Raw genomic sequence first — 19,905 nt, 5'->3', positions numbered from 1 at the left:
ATATATTTACGACCTAAAATTTAATACATGGCATCAAGAGGAGGTTTTTCTAACCGTTTAGGTTTTATCGCAGCAGCAGCAGGTTCTGCAGTAGGTTTAGGTAACATTTGGAAGTTCCCATATGAAGTAGGAGAAAATGGCGGAGCTGCATTTTTAGTAATTTATTTAGCCTGTGCATTTTTAATTTGTTTGCCCATTATGTTAGCTGAAACAGCGATTGGGCGAAACACAAGACTAAACCCTTTCGGGGCTTTTAATAAAATAGGAAGTCGTAGATGGGGGTTAGTTGGTTTAATGGGTGTTTTATCTGGTGTAATGATCCTTAGTTTCTACAATGTGGTAGCAGGCTGGGCTTTCGGTTATTTCATACAAATCGGTTTTGGAGGGCTCTTGAGCGAGGGTGTAAATTATGGTGATTACTTTGGTGGCTTTGTATCTGATATAACTGATAACTTATTGTATTCTATTGGTTTCATGGTTTTAACTGCTCTAATTGTTGCTGGTGGTGTACAAAAAGGAATTGAAAGATGGACTAAAATATTAATGCCATTATTAGTGGTAATGATAGTGGGATTAATTTCTTATGGATTAACATTAGACGGTGCCATGGATGGGCTATCATTTTATTTGGTGCCTGATTTTAGTGAAATCACAGCTAATACATTTTATACTGCATTAGCTCAAGCTTTTTTCTCTTTATCTTTAGGTATGGGTGCTTTGATTACCTATGGTTCTTACGTTGGAAAAGACGATAGTATAGTTGGAGCAGCAGCTTTAATTACTATAGCAGATATTTCCATTGCCTTCTTAGCTGGTTTAATGATTTTTCCTTTGGTATTCAGTCAACCTAGCATTGAAGCTAATGCAGGCCCAGGTTTAGTATTTGTAGCCTTACCAGGAATATTTGAAACAATGGGAAGTATCGGGCCATTTATTGGAGCCTCTTTCTTTTTGTTATTGTGTTTTGCTGCTTTAACTTCTACAGTTTCTCTATTAGAAGTGCCAGTTGCATTTGTAACAGACCAATTTAAAACCAATAGAAAGAAAACGGTTTATTTTGTTGCTACATTTATCTTTTTTGTAGGCTTGCCAACAATGCTCTCTCAAGGTGCCTCAGATTTCTTTACAAACTTTGTTTATTATGGAGGCGAGGACAAAGACTTCTTTACATTAATTGAAAATGTCTTCTCTGATTTAGCATTACCATTAGGTGGATTCTTTATTGCTATATTTGCAGGCTGGTCATGGAAAAATAAAGGTTTCCAGAAAGAGTTGTATTTTGGAAATGCAGCATTGGAAGGTACTTTCTTAGAGAAAATGATTTTATTTATGGTGCGTTTTATTTCACCTTTTGTAGTTGGAGCAATATTTATTATTAGCGTATTACAAATTTTCTTTAATATTCAATTGTTTTAATAAATAGCTGAGAAAATAGATATAATAAAAAAGGCTCGATTTTTCGAGCCTTTTTTAATCGTTAAAATTTCTAAATATACATCAATCAGCCTCAATCACTTTCTTCTTGGATGGAGCTAGCGCTAATAAAGGCACTTTAGTGTGGAATATTAAAGACTTGCTTTCGCTTTTACCAAATAAGCTTTCGAACAAACCTTTCTTTCTTGGCAGTACTACTAAAAGATCAATTTTATTTTTCTCTGCAAATTCATCTATCCCTTCTTCTACATTTTTATTTACCATGAAATGGTATTGATGTGGAAGTCCTTTTAAATGTAATTCTAAGTTTTTAGCTTCTTCAGCTTTTTCTTTATCCAACATTGGTTCAGCACTTACATGAATCAAATGAATTTCAGAAGCATAAGCTTGTCTGATGGCTTTTACTGGGCTAAGAAGATCTACAATTATTCCTTTGTAATCACTAGTCAAAGCAATGTTTTTTATGTCTTCATATTTGGCATCTTCAGGAATTACCAAAACAGGAGCTAGTTCAGCTTTAATTACTCTATGAGCATTTGTTCCCAAAATTACTTCATCCACACCGCTCGCTCCTTTGGTTCCCATTATGATTAAATCAACATCATTTTCTAAGCAGTATTCTTCAACCGCATCTTTTACATAATTCTCGGTTTTAACGGTTTCGTATTCAAATTCCTTTAAAAGTGGAACTTTTTCCTCTATTTTGTCAAACTCTGAGTTTATAAATTCTTTAATATCATCTTCACTTTCCCCGACATCATCAGCAATATTGAAATCAGCATAAGCTAAAGGAACTGTATAGGCATTCAAAATGGTGATTTCAGCTTGAGGGTTAATTTGCTTAGCAAATTTAGTTGCATAATCCAAAGCATTCATTGAGCAATCGGAAAAATCGGTTGGAACTAATATGTGCTTAATCATGGCTTCTTATTTTTAAAAGTTCAAATTTCAATAATCAGATTACTTTTCTTCTCTTTTGTAATCTATAATATAAAATTAGAAATATCTTAATTTAAATACCATGACATTGTTTATGGCTAATAACTGATAATTGTCATGTTTTTTAAGATTGGCTGTCTTAAAGAATGAAAAATGTTATGCGATAATTTTATTTTCTCTTTTTTCTACTTTTCTTAATCTCATTCTTCTGGCTAACTGTAATAGAAGAATAGCCAAAAAGTAACTTCCAATTGAAATAGGAATAGTTAAAGCTAAATTTCCTAAAGCGAATTGTTTGAAGAATAATAAAATTTGACGCATAGTTTCGTTCTGTACTTCAACGTCTGGGAGACTATTAGAAATACTACTTCCTAATTTATAACTCAACCAATATACTGGGATAATTGTGATGGCATTCCAGACCATCATGGAAAGCAATACAGCCATTTTATTCAATTGCTTGAAAATGGTCATGAAACCAATTCCAATGGCCGTACTAAAACCAGGAGTAGGTAAAAGGGCTATTAAAGTCCCAAAGGCATAACTCAAAGCAATAGAAACATCGGATTTGTCTGAAGTCAATACTGCTATGGTGTACCGCTTAAGTTTAAATATATATTTATCTTTGTAAAAGCGTAGGCGTCTAACCGCCCACTTTTTTAACTTTGTTGTAGCCATCTTTTTGTAAAACTTCCACTATTTTATCTCGAAAATCTCCTTGGATTAGAATTTCGCCATCTTTCACACTACCACCCACACCACATTTCGATTTTAACTTTTTACCTAAGTCCTTTAAATCATTTTCAGTTCCAATAAATCCGCTAATAAGGCTCACTTTCTTACCTGCCCTAGCTTTTTTATCTAATTGCACTTTTAATGGCTGCTCTGAAGGAGGAAGGGTTTCTTGTTCTTCCTGTTCTTCATATTCATATTCGAAATCATCAGAAGTTGAATAGACAATGCCTTCTCTGTGCTTTTTGTTTTTCTTGCTCATATTTTCAATATATACTGTTATTACGCTTAAATTTTCCAAAGTTTTAAACTTTGGAAAAGTTTTCTTGAAAAATGTTAGTGTCAAAATTAAGAAAGCTTAAAGTCCTTTCAAATTCAGAGGAGATATTAGCTTTAATAGTTAAATTTTCCTGAGTAACAGGATGTTTAAATTTGACTTCCTTAGCATGTAAAAGCATGCTGTCCATACCCCATTTTTCCTTGAATAGTTTATTCTGCTTATTGCAACCATGAGGACGATCTGCTATAATAGGATGGTGAATATGTGCCAAATGCTTTCTGATTTGATGCATCCTTCCGGTTTCTGGTTTAACTTCCACTAAAGAATAACGGGAAGTATCAAATTTCCCTAAAGGCACCGGTATTTCCGTTTTTGCTAAAGTTTTGTAATGTGTGACGGATTCTTGTAATTGACCGCTTTCCTTCCTTAAAGCATAGTCGATAGTGCCTTCGGAATCTGTGAAACCTCTTACAATTGCTAAATAAGTTTTCTCAATCTGCTGGTCTCTGAAAAGAGCGGTGGTTTTTGAATTATTTTCTTCATCCAAAGCAAAGAGTAAAACCCCAGATGTTTTGCGATCTATTCTATGTACTGGATAAACTCGCTGGCCCAATTGATCTCTTAACAATTGCAAAGCGAAGACATCCGTTTCAGTAGCAATCTTAGTTCGATGCACCAACAATCCATGAGGTTTGTTGATAGCCACTAAATAGTCGTCTTGGTATATTATTTCTAGGGCTTGTTTACTCACTACTTATCTCTTCTGAATACTGCTTCCACCATCCATTTTCAGTTTCAGCATCCAATCGGAACCATTTGCCTTGTGGAATGCTTAATAATGGGATATCTTTTTCCACAGCTTGATTTTCAAGATCTAAAATGGGTTCATACCAACTATGCAAAGCTAAATCAAATGTGCCCCAATGAATAGGGAAGATCTTTTTAGCTCTCATTTGCTGAAAAGCTTCAATGGCTTCTATTGGATCCATATGGATGTCATGCCAAGCATCATTATAAGCCCCAATTGGCATTATGGCTAAATCAAATGGACCCAGTTTCTCATCTATTTCTCGAAAACCATCAAATATTCCAGTATCTCCGCCAAAATAAATGTTTTCACCTTCCATTTCTATCACCCAAGAAGCCCAAAAAGTATTGTTTTGACTAAATAATCTTCCGCTAAAGTGACGAGCGGGTGTGGCGGTTATAGATATACCATTTTCAGTATGAGTATCCCACCAGCTAAATTCCTTAATCTTTTCAGTTGGCACTCCCCAATATTCCAAGCTTGCTTTTACTCCTGTTGGAACATAAAAGTATTTAGTCTTGGCCGTTATTTTTTTGATCGTTTCATAATCCAAATGATCGTAGTGGTCATGTGAAATCACAACAGCTTCCAATTCAGGAAGATCTTCAGCCGAAATAGGTGGAGCACTAAACCTTTCAGGTCCCATAAACTGGAAAGGAGACGCACGTTTTCCTAACATTGGGTCTGCCAAAATATATTTGCCGTTTTTGTAAAATAGTACTGCAGCATGTCCTAGCCAATTGACTTGCAGAATGCTATCGTTTTCCTGTTTATTATTTTCAGTAAATACATAGTCCTTAGTAGGATTCGTTTCTACATCTCTTTTGAAGTAATTCCGAAGAATACGAGGAACTTGAGTGAACTCTGCACTTTTTGTGGGCACCACATTAACAAACTTTCCTTTATTATAATAAGGAGATGATGCCATTTCCTTGGAGTTGGGAGCTTTACCGACAGACGGAACAAAATATTTTACCATATAATAGCCTAAAAAGAAAAAGGCTACTACAATTAGTAAGCCTTTTAATATTTTAATTAAAATTTTCATTATTTCCTTAAACTGAAATATGAATATAAAGTTCCTTCAAAATTAAGCCGTAACCTTACCGTACAATTCTTCTCTCTGAGCCTGAATTCTATCATCGTCCATATATTGGTCGTAAGTTTTCAAACTGTCGATATTGCCATTTGGCGTAAGCTCCAAAATTCTATTAGCAACTGTGTTTGTAAACTCATGGTCATGAGAAGTAAAAATAACAGTTCCAGGGAAATCTTTCAAGCCATTGTTAAATGCCTGAATAGATTCCAAATCCAAGTGGTTAGTAGGTTCATCCAACATTAACAAGTTTCCACCTGTCAACATCATTTTGGAAACCATACATCTAACCTTTTCTCCTCCTGATAATACATTCACTGATTTAAAGGTTTCTTCTCCGGTAAAGAGCATTTTACCTAAGAATCCACGGATGTAAACCTCATCTTTTTCATCTGAATAATTCCTTAACCAATCGATAAGGTTTTCATTACCTTGAAAAAACTCATCATTATGATTGGGTAAATAGGAAGTAGTAATAGTCTGACCGAATTTAAAACTTCCTGAGTCCGCTTGCATATTGCCGTTCAAGATTTCAAATAGGGCAGTGGTAGCCAAACTATTCTTACTTAAAACGGATATTTTATCGCCTTTATTTACAAATAAATCCAAATCTTTAATCAAGACTTTATCTTCAACTGCTTTGTTAAGTTTCTCAATCTGCAAAATTTGGTCACCTGCTTCTCTATTTTGATTAAATATAATAGCAGGATATCTACGGGTAGAAGGCTTGATATTTTCTACATTGATTTTATCCAATAATTTTCTTCTACTGGTTGCTTGCTTTGATTTCGATGCATTCGCACTGAATCGAGCAATAAACTCTTGCAATTCTTTCTTTTTCTCTTCTGCTTTTTTGTTGGCAGATGATTTTTGGCTTAAAGCCAACTGACTTGACTCATACCAGAAAGAATAGTTACCAGAATACATGCTGATTTGACTGAAATCGATATCTACGATGTGTGTACAAACCGTATCCAAAAAGTGTCTATCGTGAGAAACTACAATTACGGTGTTTTTGAATTCCAAAAGGAAATCCTCTAACCAAGCAATGGTATAGATATCTAAATCGTTGGTAGGCTCATCTAGAATCAATACATCAGGATTACCGAATAAAGCTTGTGCTAAAAGGACACGCACTCTATAGTTACCATCAACATCCTTCAATAATTTATAATGATGTTCTTCTTCAATGCCCAAACCGCTCAATAGGGCAGCAGCATCTGATTCAGCATTCCAACCATCCATCTCTGCAAACTCTTCTTCTAATTCCGATACTTTAATACCGTCTTCTTCCGAAAAATCTGGTTTGCTATATAATTCTTCTTTGGATTTGATATTGTTCCACAATTTATCGTGTCCCATCATCACCGTGTTCAAAACAGAATGCTCATTGAACTCATTATGGTTCTGCTTTAGCACAGCCATTCTTTTACCTGCATCTAGGCTTACATTACCTTTGGTAGGGTTTATTTCACCTGAAAGGATTTTCAGGAAAGTGGATTTCCCTGCTCCGTTGGCGCCAATTACGCCATAGCAATTTCCTTGCGTGAATTTGATGTTTACTTCATCAAATAGAACTCTTTTTCCGAATTGGAGGGTTAAATTACTGGTATTAATCATAGCATTTTTTCAATAAGAGCGCAAAGGTAAGGATATTCATTGAGAGTGGTGGACTTTACAGTAGGGTTATTTATAAAAAAATTGTAATTGAGGACGAAAAATCTTAGTTCCTTACATTCTTTAAATGGTAGTGGTTAGAAATTAGTTTACTAATCACGCTTTTTGCTTTGCGATGTACAATTTCGTAACTGACTCTTAAATAGTACGTATTCCTAGCGACTGATTATTTGCACTTTTTTGTTTGAAATATTTTAAACCTTGTGTTGCTCTCTTATTCATTATCTATGAATTCTCATTTAAATTTCCAGTAATTTTGATTAAATTTAAAATATATAAATAAATAAAAATGGTTACAGTCGAATCTAATCCTAAAATAATGAAGGGGAAGCCTGTAATTTCAGGAACCCGAATAACAGTAGAATCCATCATTGAGAGGCTATCATATGGGGAGAGTCGAGAGCAAATCTTAGAGGCTCATCCTCAAATCAACGATGAGGCCATAAATGCAGCGCTTTCTTTTGCTGTGCAGGCATTAAAAGCTGATGTGATTTATCCAGTGGCATCATGAAAATTGTTGCAGATGAAGGTGTTGACAAACCTATTGTAGATCATCTAAGAGCGCTTGGCTATGAAGTATATTATATATTTGAAGAAAAATCAGGTATCCCGGATTCTGCTGTTTTGGAAATAGCCAATAAGAATAAGGCTTTATTAATAACTTTAGATACTGATTTTGGTGAACTGATATTTCGCTTAAAAGAGGCAGCTCATGGAGTTCTACTATTTAGGTTTGCTGGACTCACTAGAGATGAAAAATTGAAAATTGTTGATTCGACTTTTAAGAACCATTTTTTGGAGTTAGTAGATAGTTTCACAGTGGTGACTAAAGAGTCTATAAGAATTCGTAAGTTACCTTAAAAACTTTGTTTTTAGTATTGACTTTAGATCAATAATTTCCCATTGGCGCATGCGCAATCGCAATGTCGTTTAGTTAAGGCATACTTCTACTCTTTTTCCGCCAGCATTTGTGCCTGTCTGCACAGGCAGGTCTTCACAAATGCATGGAGGAATGCTAAGCAATATTCAGCAATCTGGTTGTGGAGACACAACCAGGGGCAAGGGAACACAGCATCCTTCCGTTCGCGCACGCGTTTTCGCGTGTGTCCATTTTGAAATTGCGATTAAGTAAGACTAAAATTGATAAAGCATACTATTAGCAATCCATTTCCTTCGATAAACCAATTATTTTTATCGACAAATATAACTTTTTACCAAAATTACGTTAGAAGTCATGTACTAAACATTTGTGTGAAATGAATAAATTGAAATCTATTTTTAGGCTTACTGCCTTGTGTTTGATTTTAAGTGCAGGCTTATTTGCTTGTAAGAGTAGTAAAAAAATGGCGGATGCAGCCAATGATGCTGATACCACCGAAGAACAACAGGAAAGACCTGATGACACCACGATTGACTTGGAGTCTCCAAAAGCATCGGAAACTGCCGATACCGAGATTTCCGAAGAAGAAATTTCAAACAAATTAGATCAATACTTTGATGCAATTGCTAATGCATCAGGTAATACGGCAAGGGCGAATAGCAACATCAATGAAGCAAAATCAATGTTTGCCTCTCCAGATGTTCCCGTTTTGATTGTTATTAATGAATCTGCAGACGGAACCAAGGACTATGATGAGCCAACCAATATTTTGGATTATATGAATTATTTGAAAGATCAAGGCAAAAACCTCAATGACATTTACAAGGTGAAAACCAACGATAGAGGTAGAATTACTGAACTTGAATTGATCCGTAAATAATTTATTGAAATAACTAAAATAATAAAGAAATGAAGATATTAAATTTAAAATATATAGCTATTACAGCTCTTTTGATGAGCTTCTCATTGGGTGCAATGGCTCAAGAAGATGATGTTTCTCCACAAAGAAAACAAGCAATTGATTCTTTGGCTTTGGAAAAAGTAAGGGACTTAAGTAAGTACATCAGCATAATTGGAGATAAAGAAACTGCTTATTCTGAAGCTAACAGGGTGATGGACAGGGCAGAGGAATTATTTGCTCCAGATAGCGAAATGGGTGTTTCTTCCTTAACTACTGAAGAAGTAGAGTATTATAAAGTAAGAAAGTACTTTGAGCGTTTGATGGCACTAAATTACGATAATGTAAAAATCTCTTGGTATGACATCCATTATATCAGTGATTTGGAAAAGCAACCTGACGGAAAATATGTTGGAGTTGTAACGGTTTATCAGCGTTTTGAAGGTACTTCTGATGATGGACTAAATTACAAAGACACCACTAAAAAGGATATCACTATTTATGTAGAGAAGAAGAAAACCCAAATTTCAGGTAGAACTATCGAGTTTTGGGATGTGATGTTGGGTGATATCCGTGTGACTGAAACTTCTTCATGATACGAATCCTTTTAATTAATTTATTGATATGCTTACCTTTCATGCTCCCTGCGCAAATTGTGCAGGGAGATGGAAGTACCCTTGATGAGTCTGAATTATATGCTTCTACCAAGCAGGTAAATCAGTTTTTCAGACGATTTAATGGCGAAGAAGACCAGAAAGGAAGGCGTTTTTATGAAGGTGATAAAGAATTTAGGGAAGTTTCCTTGCGAAAAAACTATATCACCTTGCTTTTTGACAGGGAAAATCAAAACATCCCTTCAGAGCAAAAAAAATCATTTATAAATGATGTTACCGATAAGCGTAATCCCCAGTTCCTTGATTTTCATGAAAATGGCTGGTTTGCTGAAGTAAATGCCGTTTTCTCAAGAAATGGACAGGAAGAAAACATTTTGCTTTTCTTTAAAATTCAAGAAGAGGGAAAAGGCTATGAATGGGTGTTAGAGCAGGTTTCCTCTAGTCATTATCAACAATTCTTTGAAAAGGATGACAGTGAGGAAAAGCCATTTTTACACCCCATGAGCCATGAATTGGATTTTATGAATTTACATAAATCTTTAAAACAGGAAAATGCTGTGGATTTCACAGGAGATGATTTTAACGCAGACCCATTATCTATTTTTCTGTATGAAATGGCTTCCAATCAGATACAATTTAAAACAGTTACAGGCTCAAAATTTCATTTCTTCCAGTGTGAGGGGTGGTATTTTCAAATTGCTGAATATAACCGCAAAGGATATAATAGCGGATGGTTGATTTCAGATTTGACCCCTATAAAAAAAGAAGATATTCCACATTTGAAAGCATTTATCTATGAAGCAAAATAAGGCCCTTTTAATTCTTTTAAGCTTGTTTTTTGTATTGAGTCTTAATGTATCCGCTCAAGATATAGAAGGATTTGAAAAGCAAGAAATCGAATCCTATAAATCCAAAGCGGAAGACCAAGTCCGTTTTTTGGAATATTTGCTAAACACGCTTGGAAGCAAAGATGCCAGCCATCGAGATAAAGATGTTATTATAAGGGAAAGTTATTTAAAAATTTTCAGAGATAGTAAAGTTCAAATTGAAGATGATTTGACTGAGAATCGTAATGTCTTAATTAATAAAGATGTAACGGCTTATTTAAAGGATATTGAATTCTTTTTTGAAAATGCCAAGTTTGATTTTGATATTAAATCAACAGAACCATTTTTGAGAGATAATGGTGGTTTGTCCTTTAAAATAGAGCTCAACCGAACCTTAAAAGCTACAGGAATAGAGGGAGAGTCCATTCTCAATACCAAAACTAGATTTGTGGAAATCAATTTGGATAAAGAAATGGACGAACTTCAGATTGCAAGTATTTATACTACTAAAGTCAGTAGAGATGAAGCCATTAAAGAATGGTGGAATAACCTTTCCTTAGGCTGGAAGGATATTTTCCGAAAAGAAATGCAAATAGTTGAAGATAGCGTTGAAATCAATCAATTAAATAAGATTGCTTCGATTGATTCCTTAGATCTATCACAGAATGATTATATCGTCAGTTTGGCACCCTTAAGTTTTTTGGTGGATTTAAAATATGTAAAACTTAACCATACTAAAATTGAAGATATAGCTCCATTAAGCAGTTTGACTGAACTTAAACATTTAGATATATCAAACACCGCCATTGAAGATTTGAGTTTCCTGCGCTATGCTGAAAACATGGAGCATTTGAATATTTCATTCACACCCGTTCAGAAAATTGATGAATTGGAGAATCTGAATGCTTTAAAGGAATTACATTTGAATGGAGCTGATATTAGAGATTTTGAAGTTTTGAGCAACTTTAGCAATCTTGTAAAGCTTGATTTGAGTGAGACTTTCTTTAATCAGCCAGAAACGTTTTCTGAAATGGAAATGCTTAAGGATCTCAATATGTCAAGGAGTAATTTATCGAAGTTGACTGATGCAATGAGTCCTGAAACATTGCAAAAGCTTGATATTTCATTTGCTTTTATTGCTGATTTGTCTCCATTGAAGAATTATAATAGCCTGGAGATTTTAAATATCAATAATACACAAGTGGAAAGCCTAGAACCATTAGAAAGGTTAAAGAAACTGGAGAAAATTTATGCTGATAATACCTTTGTGAGTGAGCTGGAAATCAATGAATTTATTGATGCCAATCCTAGTAAATTATTGGTGGTCAATTCGGGCGAAATAATGGAATGGTGGAATGAACTGAATGTAGATTGGAAGCTTGCTCTTTTTAATTATGTAGATGGAGAAGTGATTGAAAATTTCGGCAAAGAACAATTGACAAAATTATTGTTGCAAGATAGCTTGAGTCTCAATGATAAAGGTTTGAAGGACTTAGATCCTTTGCAAAAATTCTCTCGTTTACGCTATTTATCTATTTCCAATAATCAAATTAAAAGTTTGGCCCCAATCGAAAATTTAAATTCTTTAAGTGTTTTGGAAATTAAGGATGTTGGCTTGAATTCTGTGAAGTCAATTATGAGCCTTAAAAAATTAAAGAAATTAAATTTAGCTCAAAATCAACTTTCTGAGGAGCAGTTTTTGCAATTAAGTAAGTTGAATAGTTTGATAGAATTGAATGTTGATCAAAGTGGAATTCAGAAAGAAACTGTTAAAAAATTCCTCTCCAAAAAACCCACGCAATGCAGTGTGATTTATGATAAAGAAGGTATCGATGCTTGGTGGACTAATTTAGATGAAACATGGCAATCAATTTTTAAGCTGCAATTTCCATTAAGCAGCATACCAACTTATAAAGAATTACACGATCTGGCAGCCATCAAAAGTATTGTAATTGTTGATGAAGAAATAACAGATTTAAGCGCCTTATCCCAATTTGTTTATTTACAAGAATTGTATTTGGAAAGGGTAGGGCTTGAAAATTTAGAAAGTATATCAGCAGTAAAGGATGTGAAGATTTTAAGTATAAAAGAAAGTCCGTTAAAAGATTTAGAGCCTTTAAATCAGCTTTATGAGTTGGAAAAATTAATCTTGGATTTCACAGCAGTTGATAACTTAAAGCCAATAGAAGAAATTCAAAGTTTGGAGCATTTAAGCTTGGCAGGAACACAAATTAAAAACCTAAAAGGAATAGAAAGCATAATTAGCTTAAAATATCTCGATATCTCAAGTACGCAAGTCCGATGGATTGGGAAACTAGAATTATTGGACAACCTTCAGGAATTTATCTGCTACAACACACGAATCTTTGATTTTAGCCTCAATAATTTCAAAGAAGAGCATCCTGATTGTTTAGTTAGGTTTTACTAGCCTCTTAATCCCTAAAGGGATAATTTTCTAATAAAACCTCCCAGTCCTAAATGCACCTGATAGCGCAACAGGAATCTCTGATTCTGCTTGAATAACCATTGCTTTTGCTTTTTGCACTCGAGCAGACATTTCTTGTTCTAAGGCAACGGCCATTGCTCTTCTTTCTTCTGCTTTGGCTTTAGCGATATTCAAATCAGCAGAAGCTTGATCAATTTGAAGGAATGCTCCAATGTTTTTCCCGATATCGATATCAGCTATGTCAATAGAGAGGATTTCAAAAGCAGTACCAGAATCCAATCCATCAGCTAAAACCTTTTTAGATATGCTCTCAGGATTCTCCAATACTTCATAATAGGTTTTTGCAGTTCCAATGCAAGAGATAATTCCTTGTCCCACACGTGCTTTAATGGTTTCTTCACCGGCACCACCTACCAATCTTCCTAAATTGGTTCTTACAGTTACACGAGCTTCAGCTACTAATTGAATACCATCTAGGGAAACACCAGTGATAGCGGGCACCACAATCATATATGGTGTCACGGAAACCTGAACGGCTTGTAAAACGTCTCTTCCAGCCAAATCAATAGCAGTCGCTTGCTTAAAGGTTAATTGTAAGTTGGCTTTATCGGCTACGATTAAGGCTTTAATCACGTTTGGTAAATTTCCATTTGCTAAATAGTGTGTTTCCATTTCTTCAGTCGTAACATCCAAAATACCTGCTTTGGTAGCATTAATCATAGCATTTGCAATCAATACAGGAGGGACTTTCCTAAACCGCATAAAAACCAATTCCAATAAATTGATTCGGACACCTGAAAAAATGGCGGTAATCCAGATATTAATGGGGAATATGAATAAGAAAAGCCATATGCCGACCAAAATGGCAACTAATAGGATGATAGAATTTAATGCCATTGAATATCAGCTTTATTAAGTGTTCAGAAAGGTAGTGAAATGCTTTCATTTTTTGTCTTGGTTAATTGCTTTTATTTTAGCTGGAGAATTTAAAGAGATACGATTCCGATATTTTGTTCAAAATAAATGCTTAACCAAAACGGTCAACGCTATTTGGGGACAGGCATCCCACTTCAATATTCTAACTTCTAGCTCCTTTCCTTGTACCAGAATTGATTATTTGGTAAAATGCATGAAATTTAAAAAACGCTTAGGTTTTATTTAATGGAAGAAAATCAAGAACAGCTTGCAGTACAGTGGCATTCATTTTTGCAAGAGTATTTTCAAAAACTCATTCAGCAAAAAAAAGATTTTTTAAAGACTCATATTGAGTTTGTTAAGGAACAAAAACCTGTGCAAACTGATGAAATTAATTATAAAGCCGATGACGAATATAAGCAAGCAATCTTTGAATTTATTAAAGATACTTTTGCGGAGCGACCTAAAATTGAGGATGTAGAATTTGAAGATTCTCACGCTTCTTTAATAACAGAATTCCAAAATTTACTTTCTTCCGTTCCTGACGTAATTGTTAAAGAGCAAAAGTCAGATCGATTTAATATTCAAAAAGAGGATAGCTTTGGATTAAAAATAAGAAAGCCTTTCAAGATTTTCTTTTTCGGTTTAAGCAAATTGCCTTTTCATTTTATTAACCTTTTCAGGAAGCAAAAGAAACCTTTAAAATATTGGAAGCATGAAGTAAATGCTAAGGCCTTATTTGAACGCCATTTCTTTAATGGATTTCAAAATACTTTTAATGAGCTCAATCAAGAAATCTTAAAAGAATTTACAGCTTCTTTAGTTAAACTTAGAGATTTTGAAGATTTACCAACTGATAAAAACCATACTAGTTTTGAAGAATCTAGATTTGGTTTTGATGAAGGTTTCGTGAAATCTGTGAAGTTAAAAATTAACGATGAATATCTTCGCTTGTGTAAATCATATGAAGAAGAGTTTGAAGTGGTCGGTACTTTTGAGTATAAGGAAAAGCTCTTAAATTCTAATCGACTTGAGAGGGATTTTAAGCAATTCAAAAAACAATTTGCTAAGAAAGATCATAATTGGCATAATACTATTCATGCGCTTTTTGAAGATTGGCGCTCAGAACTGGAATTGTCTGCTTTACAATCCTTTTTACAAAAAAGTATCAAGGGTTTAAATAATAATGTAGGTGAATGGAACGATAAATTGCAGGACAATTTTATTAGCCCTATCAAATCATTCTTAGCAGAAGCACAAACCACATTTGATGAAGAAGATAAGGAGGGAGATGATATAGCTAAAAAGATTACCCAGGTAAAATATATCACCAACAAGCAATTGGATCAAGGACTGATTCAGAAAATGCAAGAAAGTCTTTCCAAAAATACAATCCTAAATCAGATGGATAGACTGGAGCATTTGATTGGAGATCGAATAGAAAAGCTGGCAAATGTTTATGTCGTCACTAAATTCAATCATTTTGACAAACCTCTTGAGGATAATGAGCTTTCATCTATTTCTAATTATGAGTTGTTGTCATTTGAAATCAAACCAAAACTAAACGATAAGCTTGAAACTTTAAAAAGTAATATTTTTCAGAAAATGGGAGAGTTGCTGATAAAGGTTGGCGATATTGATGAGATTGTACACTATGTCTTGAGTTCAGCTTCCAATTCATTAGGATCTGATACAAATGAAAACCAAGCACGGACTATCATAGTAGATGGATTTGAGAGAGCTGAAAACACTGCTGAAGAGGTAGATAGTCAAATTCAGGATGTAATAGAAAATGCACAGTCTGAACTTAGAAAAATGAGTGAAGAGCTGATTCAAGAGTTGCAAAAGTTAAAAGAAAATGAAAATGTTTCTGCACTAAAAATTCGAATCAGTAAGGCTAAAGCCATTCACAAGTCAGAAGCTTTAACCCAACAAGCATTTGATTTTATTAGGCATTATTTTGAAATAGTTAAAAAATTTACCCTTACTTATTACCAGAAGGCTTGGGAACTTAAAGAAGAACTTTCGAAACGCTTCCTTTCTGCAACCATAGAGAATGAACCGAATCGTGCAGTTTCTGATTTTTTAAACGAGTCTAATCAAGTAATTGAAGGATTACCTATTATTTACAAAAGACTATATGCCATTGAGCCATTGACTGATATGGTGTTGTTTGAGGGAAGAGAAAAGGAGATTGATAAAATTTCCAAAGCATACATCGTCTGGACTGAGGGAAAATATGCTTCAGTTTTAATTACAGCTGAAAAGTGGAGCGGAATGACATCTCTGATCAATTATGCTGTGAAAAACATCAAATTTAATAATGTCCCACTACGTACAGAGTTAAAACTCAATAATCCTGATCCAAAGAATTTAATTAAAAGCTTTTCGGAATTACTGGAAAAGGAATTTGCTGATAAAGAAGCTATTATAGACTATTTAAATTTAGGGAAAAAGCGTATTATCATTTATGAAAATCTACAAAAGCTTTTTCTTAGAGAAATGCACGGACAAAAAGCTTTGGTGGAATTTATTGACATCATGACAGCTACTCAAAAAAATGTATTTTGGATTGGCTCTATGTCTATTTATACCTTTAATTATTTGGAGAGATCATTGAAAATGAGTGCGTTTTTCAGTTATCATATCCCACTTGAGCCACTTAGCGATAATGAAATTAGTCAGCTAATTATTAAGAGAAATCGCATAAGTGGATTTAAAATAAAGTTTGAAGCTTTAGATAAAGATGCTAATGATAAGAAATTTAAAAAATTAAATGAGAGTGAAAAGCAACAGTTTTTGAAAGATCGCTTCTTTAAAGAATTAAATAATTTTGCTAAAAGTAACATCAGTATGGCATTGATGTTCTGGCTTTTATCCACCAAAAAAGTAGATGACCAAACCATTATTATTAAAAACTTTAAAAAGCCAGATTTAACCTTCTTGGCCTCCATAAAGATGGATAGAGTTTTTGTATTGCAGGCTTTAATTATGCATGATGGATTAAAATTGGAACAAGTAGCCAATGTTTTATCTTACAGCTTAACCAAATCAAAATTTTTACTATTGGAATTACTTGAAGATGGCGTTTTGATTGAAAAAGATAGCCAGTATCTTGTTAACCCGATAATTTATAGAAATACTGTTCAACTCCTTAAATCAAGAAATTTATTATGAAGTTAGGACAAATAAAATGGGTGTTTTTCCTATTTGTTGGGGTTTTCATTACTGTTCAAATACAGGCACAAGATAGCCTGTCTAATAAGGATACTTTAGTGGAAGTTAAGCCTATCGTGGATAATCTTTCTAAAAAAGCTAATAAAAAAAGACCTGAAAAGCCTGCGGTAAGAGTAGATACTTTTAAAACTCTAAAAGATAGTTTAAAAGAAGATGCTAAGGTGGATACTTCAGGCATGAAGAACGATATTGCGGCTGATACTTTAGTGGTGAAAACTGAAGTTACAGAAGACAAAGATGGTTTTGGGGAAAGTAAAATTAAGGAACTATCTAATCTGATTTCTAGTGCTAATATCTTTTATACCATTGTTTTTCTATTATTTGGCTTTGTATTTATAAAAGTTATCACTTTTATTTTAAATGCCTTAGCCGAGCGTAGTACGAAATACAGGATTGCCTTTAAAGGTTCAATTCCTATAGTTAAAATTGTAGGCTGGGTAATTATTATCCTTTTAATAGTCGTAGTAATTTATAAACCTTCAGTAGCCTCAATGCTAGCAGTTTCTGCTTCAATAGGGGTTGCCATTGGTTTTGCTTCACAGGATATTTTAAAAAATATTTTTGGCGGAATTGTCATATTGCTTGATAGACCTTTTGTTTCTGGCGATAAGATAGAAGTAGATAAGTATTATGGCGAAGTGGTGGAAATTGGTTTGCGTTCTACTCGTATCGTAACGCCTGATGATTCTCTTGTTTCGGTGCCTAATGCAGTGATGATGAACAGTTCATTATCCAATTCAAATGCAGGAGAACCTAATTGTCAGGTGGTAGCGGAAATATACTTACCCCTAACTATTGATACGATTAAAACCAGAGAAATCGCCACTCAGGCTGCTACTGTTTCCAAATATATTTATTTAGGGAAACCAATAACAGTTCTTTTCTTGAATGAAGTCAATAATAATCATTCCTACTATAAAATGAAAGTGAAAGCCTATGTGATGGATATACGTGATGAATTCCGTTTTAAAAGTGATATGACTGAATTAATCATTACAGAATTGGTTAAAGAGGGGATATTGGATGGGAAATTTTAAAAAGTACAAGCGGATACTTTCTTAAAATGCTTATATTTTAATTAATTTGCATAAAAAACTAAGTATGCGTCAATCTTTATTCTTTTTACTATTCATTTTAGCTGCAAATATTTTATCAGCCCAAAATGATATTCCTAAAAATTTGGGTTCAAATATTAACTCTTCATATCAGGAAACTAAACCTGTTATATCACCTGATGGAAACACTTTGTTTTTTGCCAGGCAAAATTATCCTGAAAATTATGCAGGCGCAAATGATCCCCAAGATATTTATATTTCCCAAAGACAAAATGGAAGTTGGTCACCTGCCCAAAATATTGGAGAACCCTTAAATGATAAATATCCAAATGGGGTTAGCTCTGTAACTCCTGATGGAAATACTATTTTAATAATTAACGGCTATAATGAGTATGGTGATGTTTTAGATGGGGCTTCAATCTCACATAAAAAAGGAGGTCGTTGGCAATATCCACAAATGATTAATATTCAGGAGTTTTATAACTTAAATGAATATATCGATTACTATTTAGCCAATAATGAGAGGACTCTTTTGCTGGCAATCGAAACTGAGGAAAGCTATGGTGACCAGGATTTATATGTCAGTTTTAGAATAAATGAAAGAAATTGGTCGAAACCAGTAAATCTGGGCATGCAAATTAACTCTTCTTCTCCTGAATTTTCCCCTTTTTTGGCTGCAGATAATAAAACGCTCTTTTTCGCTTCTTATGGCCACAATGGCTATGGCGATGCTGATATATTTTATTCCAAAAGGTTAGATGATAGTTGGCAAAATTGGTCTAAGCCTGAAAATTTAGGCTCAGATGTGAATACCAAAGAATTTGAGGGATACTACACCATAGATGCTGCTGGTGAAAATGCTTATTTTGTAACAACTAAGGGTAGTGTGGCAAACTCAAAGGATATTTATCAAATGACTTTGCCATACAAATTCCGTCCAGATCCTGTATTATTATTGAATGGAGAGGTGGTCGATTTGGCTAATAGAAGTAAGTTGGAAGCGCAAATTGAGTTTGTAAACACTAATAATTATGATAAAAATGAAAATGTCATTTCCAATAATGAAAATGGATTTTCACATATTTTGGAACAAGGTGCTCTTTATCAATATTTACCTGTTAAAAGAGGCTATGTGGGTATTTTGCAATATCAAGATTTAACTAGGCTTAGTGAATATCTTGAAAAGGAGCAAAAACTTGGAATGGTACCTATAGCAGTTGGATCAGAAATCCCTGTTCATCATATCACATTTGTGAATAATGCTGATATTTTCCGTTCAGATGCCTATTTTGAATTGGATAGATTTGCTTCCTTATTGCAAAGCAATTCACAAATGCAAATTGTAATCATTGGGCATACTGCTCAATTACCATTGGAGGCAGAAAATGATAGACTTTCTTATAATAGAGCTAAAGCAGTTGCTGAATATTTTGAAAAGAAAAACGTTCATCCTGACAGATTAAGAATTAAAGGAGCAGGGGAGAAGGTAGCTTTTTCATCTAATATGGATATTTCCTTAAAAAATGGGATTGCTTTAGAAGATCGCATCACTATAAAAATCATTAGCATGAATTGGGAGAAACCTAAACCTAAAGATACAGACGGTGACGGAATAATTGATATAGAAGATGACTGCCCAACATTAGCGGGTGTAGCTGAAAATAATGGATGTCCTGAAATAACGGAAGAAACAAAAGAAGTGCTAAAAGAAGCCTTAGAGGGCATTGAATTCGAACTAGCTTCTGATGTTATACGTGAGCAATCTCTGCCAGTATTGGATAAAGTGGTTACTGTTATGCAGGAAAACCCTGATTACAAATTGAAGATTTCAGGTCATACTGATAATCAAGGTGATGATGATGCAAACTTATTATTGTCACATAAAAGAGCGCAGGCCACCAAAAAATATTTGATGGATCAGGGTATTGCTATTTTAAGATTGGATGCTGTAGGTTATGGAGAAATGCAACCTGTTGAAAGTAATGATACAGCTGAAGGCAGGGCAAAAAATAGGAGAGTGGAATTTGAGATTGTTTTTGATTAAATGAGTTGGGAGTTGGATGCAGG

17 protein-coding genes are annotated in these 19,905 nt (G+C 34.1%); 10 read left to right on the top strand and 7 right to left on the bottom strand.

What is annotated here, in order from left to right; genetic code table 11:
• The first annotated feature begins 27 nt into the window (after positions 1-27).
• Positions 28-1,416, top strand: a complete 1,389-nt coding sequence (locus tag ABWH96_RS12345; RefSeq protein ID WP_375577838.1) for a sodium-dependent transporter — start codon at positions 28-30, stop codon at positions 1,414-1,416.
• 81 nt (positions 1,417-1,497) lie between these two features.
• Here ABWH96_RS12345 and ABWH96_RS12340 read toward each other — a convergent pair whose 3' ends face one another.
• The 6 genes from ABWH96_RS12340 to ABWH96_RS12315 all read right to left on the bottom strand — a co-directional run bounded on the left by ABWH96_RS12340 (position 1,498) and on the right by ABWH96_RS12315 (position 6,909).
• Entirely contained in the window at positions 1,498-2,355 is an 858-nt protein-coding gene (locus ABWH96_RS12340) for a universal stress protein (RefSeq protein WP_375577837.1), read from the bottom strand.
• A 174-nt stretch (positions 2,356-2,529) separates the two neighbouring features.
• Positions 2,530-3,051 carry a DUF2062 domain-containing protein gene (locus tag ABWH96_RS12335; RefSeq protein WP_375577836.1) on the bottom strand — a complete coding sequence of 174 codons (522 nt, stop codon included), beginning with the start codon at positions 3,049-3,051 and terminating at the stop codon, positions 2,530-2,532.
• Positions 3,017-3,367: a translation initiation factor gene (locus ABWH96_RS12330; RefSeq protein ID WP_375577835.1), complete on the bottom strand. Its 351-nt coding sequence runs from the start codon at positions 3,365-3,367 to the stop codon at positions 3,017-3,019. Before ABWH96_RS12330 ends, ABWH96_RS12335 begins: the two co-directional genes overlap by 35 nt.
• A gap of 43 nt (positions 3,368-3,410) precedes the next feature.
• Entirely contained in the window at positions 3,411-4,136 is a 726-nt protein-coding gene (locus ABWH96_RS12325; RefSeq protein ID WP_375577834.1) for a pseudouridine synthase, read from the bottom strand.
• The gene (locus ABWH96_RS12320; RefSeq protein ID WP_375577833.1) at positions 4,129-5,241 is read right to left on the bottom strand and encodes an MBL fold metallo-hydrolase; all 1,113 of its coding nucleotides are present in this window, start codon (positions 5,239-5,241) and stop codon (positions 4,129-4,131) included. Before ABWH96_RS12320 ends, ABWH96_RS12325 begins: the two co-directional genes overlap by 8 nt.
• 42 nt (positions 5,242-5,283) lie before the next feature.
• Complete coding sequence (locus tag ABWH96_RS12315) at positions 5,284-6,909, bottom strand: ABC-F family ATP-binding cassette domain-containing protein (protein ID WP_375577832.1); 1,626 nt, start codon at positions 6,907-6,909, stop codon at positions 5,284-5,286.
• A 346-nt stretch (positions 6,910-7,255) separates the two neighbouring features.
• Between ABWH96_RS12315 and ABWH96_RS12310 the strand changes: the two genes are divergently transcribed.
• From ABWH96_RS12310 to ABWH96_RS12285, 6 genes are all read left to right on the top strand, one after another.
• A complete protein-coding gene (locus tag ABWH96_RS12310) occupies positions 7,256-7,477 on the top strand; it encodes a DUF433 domain-containing protein (RefSeq protein ID WP_375577831.1) in 222 nt (73 codons plus the stop codon).
• Positions 7,474-7,827, top strand: coding sequence for a DUF5615 family PIN-like protein (locus ABWH96_RS12305; protein ID WP_375577830.1), 354 nt, complete (start codon positions 7,474-7,476; stop codon positions 7,825-7,827). The genes ABWH96_RS12310 and ABWH96_RS12305 overlap by 4 nt, the downstream gene beginning before the upstream one ends.
• A 395-nt stretch (positions 7,828-8,222) precedes the next feature.
• Positions 8,223-8,726 carry a nucleoid-structuring protein H-NS gene (locus tag ABWH96_RS12300; RefSeq protein WP_375577829.1) on the top strand — a complete coding sequence of 168 codons (504 nt, stop codon included), beginning with the start codon at positions 8,223-8,225 and terminating at the stop codon, positions 8,724-8,726.
• Positions 8,727-8,800: 74 nt separating this feature from the next.
• Complete coding sequence (locus ABWH96_RS12295; RefSeq protein WP_375581481.1) at positions 8,801-9,340, top strand: hypothetical protein; 540 nt, start codon at positions 8,801-8,803, stop codon at positions 9,338-9,340.
• Positions 9,337-10,167, top strand: coding sequence for a hypothetical protein (locus tag ABWH96_RS12290; protein WP_375577828.1), 831 nt, complete (start codon positions 9,337-9,339; stop codon positions 10,165-10,167). The genes ABWH96_RS12295 and ABWH96_RS12290 overlap by 4 nt, the downstream gene beginning before the upstream one ends.
• A complete protein-coding gene (locus ABWH96_RS12285) occupies positions 10,154-12,613 on the top strand; it encodes a leucine-rich repeat domain-containing protein (RefSeq protein ID WP_375577827.1) in 2,460 nt (819 codons plus the stop codon). The genes ABWH96_RS12290 and ABWH96_RS12285 overlap by 14 nt, the downstream gene beginning before the upstream one ends.
• A 27-nt stretch (positions 12,614-12,640) precedes the next feature.
• Here ABWH96_RS12285 and floA read toward each other — a convergent pair whose 3' ends face one another.
• Positions 12,641-13,528 (bottom strand): flotillin-like protein FloA, encoded by an 888-nt coding sequence (gene floA, locus ABWH96_RS12280; RefSeq protein ID WP_375577826.1) that lies wholly within the window; start codon positions 13,526-13,528, stop codon positions 12,641-12,643.
• 264 nt (positions 13,529-13,792) lie between these two features.
• Here floA and ABWH96_RS12275 point away from each other — a divergent pair, with 264 nt between their 5' ends.
• From ABWH96_RS12275 to ABWH96_RS12265, 3 genes are all read left to right on the top strand, one after another.
• Entirely contained in the window at positions 13,793-16,723 is a 2,931-nt protein-coding gene (locus tag ABWH96_RS12275) for a hypothetical protein (RefSeq protein WP_375577825.1), read from the top strand.
• Positions 16,720-17,820 carry a mechanosensitive ion channel family protein gene (locus tag ABWH96_RS12270; protein ID WP_375577824.1) on the top strand — a complete coding sequence of 367 codons (1,101 nt, stop codon included), beginning with the start codon at positions 16,720-16,722 and terminating at the stop codon, positions 17,818-17,820. Before ABWH96_RS12275 ends, ABWH96_RS12270 begins: the two co-directional genes overlap by 4 nt.
• 64 nt (positions 17,821-17,884) lie before the next feature.
• Positions 17,885-19,882, top strand: coding sequence for an OmpA family protein (locus ABWH96_RS12265; RefSeq protein ID WP_375577823.1), 1,998 nt, complete (start codon positions 17,885-17,887; stop codon positions 19,880-19,882).
• The last annotated feature ends 23 nt before the right edge of the window (positions 19,883-19,905 follow it).

This window comes from Marivirga tractuosa (assembly GCF_042140215.1).
Classification (GTDB): domain Bacteria; phylum Bacteroidota; class Bacteroidia; order Cytophagales; family Cyclobacteriaceae; genus Marivirga; species Marivirga tractuosa_A.
The sequence above is the reverse complement of the archived record's forward strand: the minus strand, read 5'-3'. Positions and strand labels throughout refer to the sequence as shown.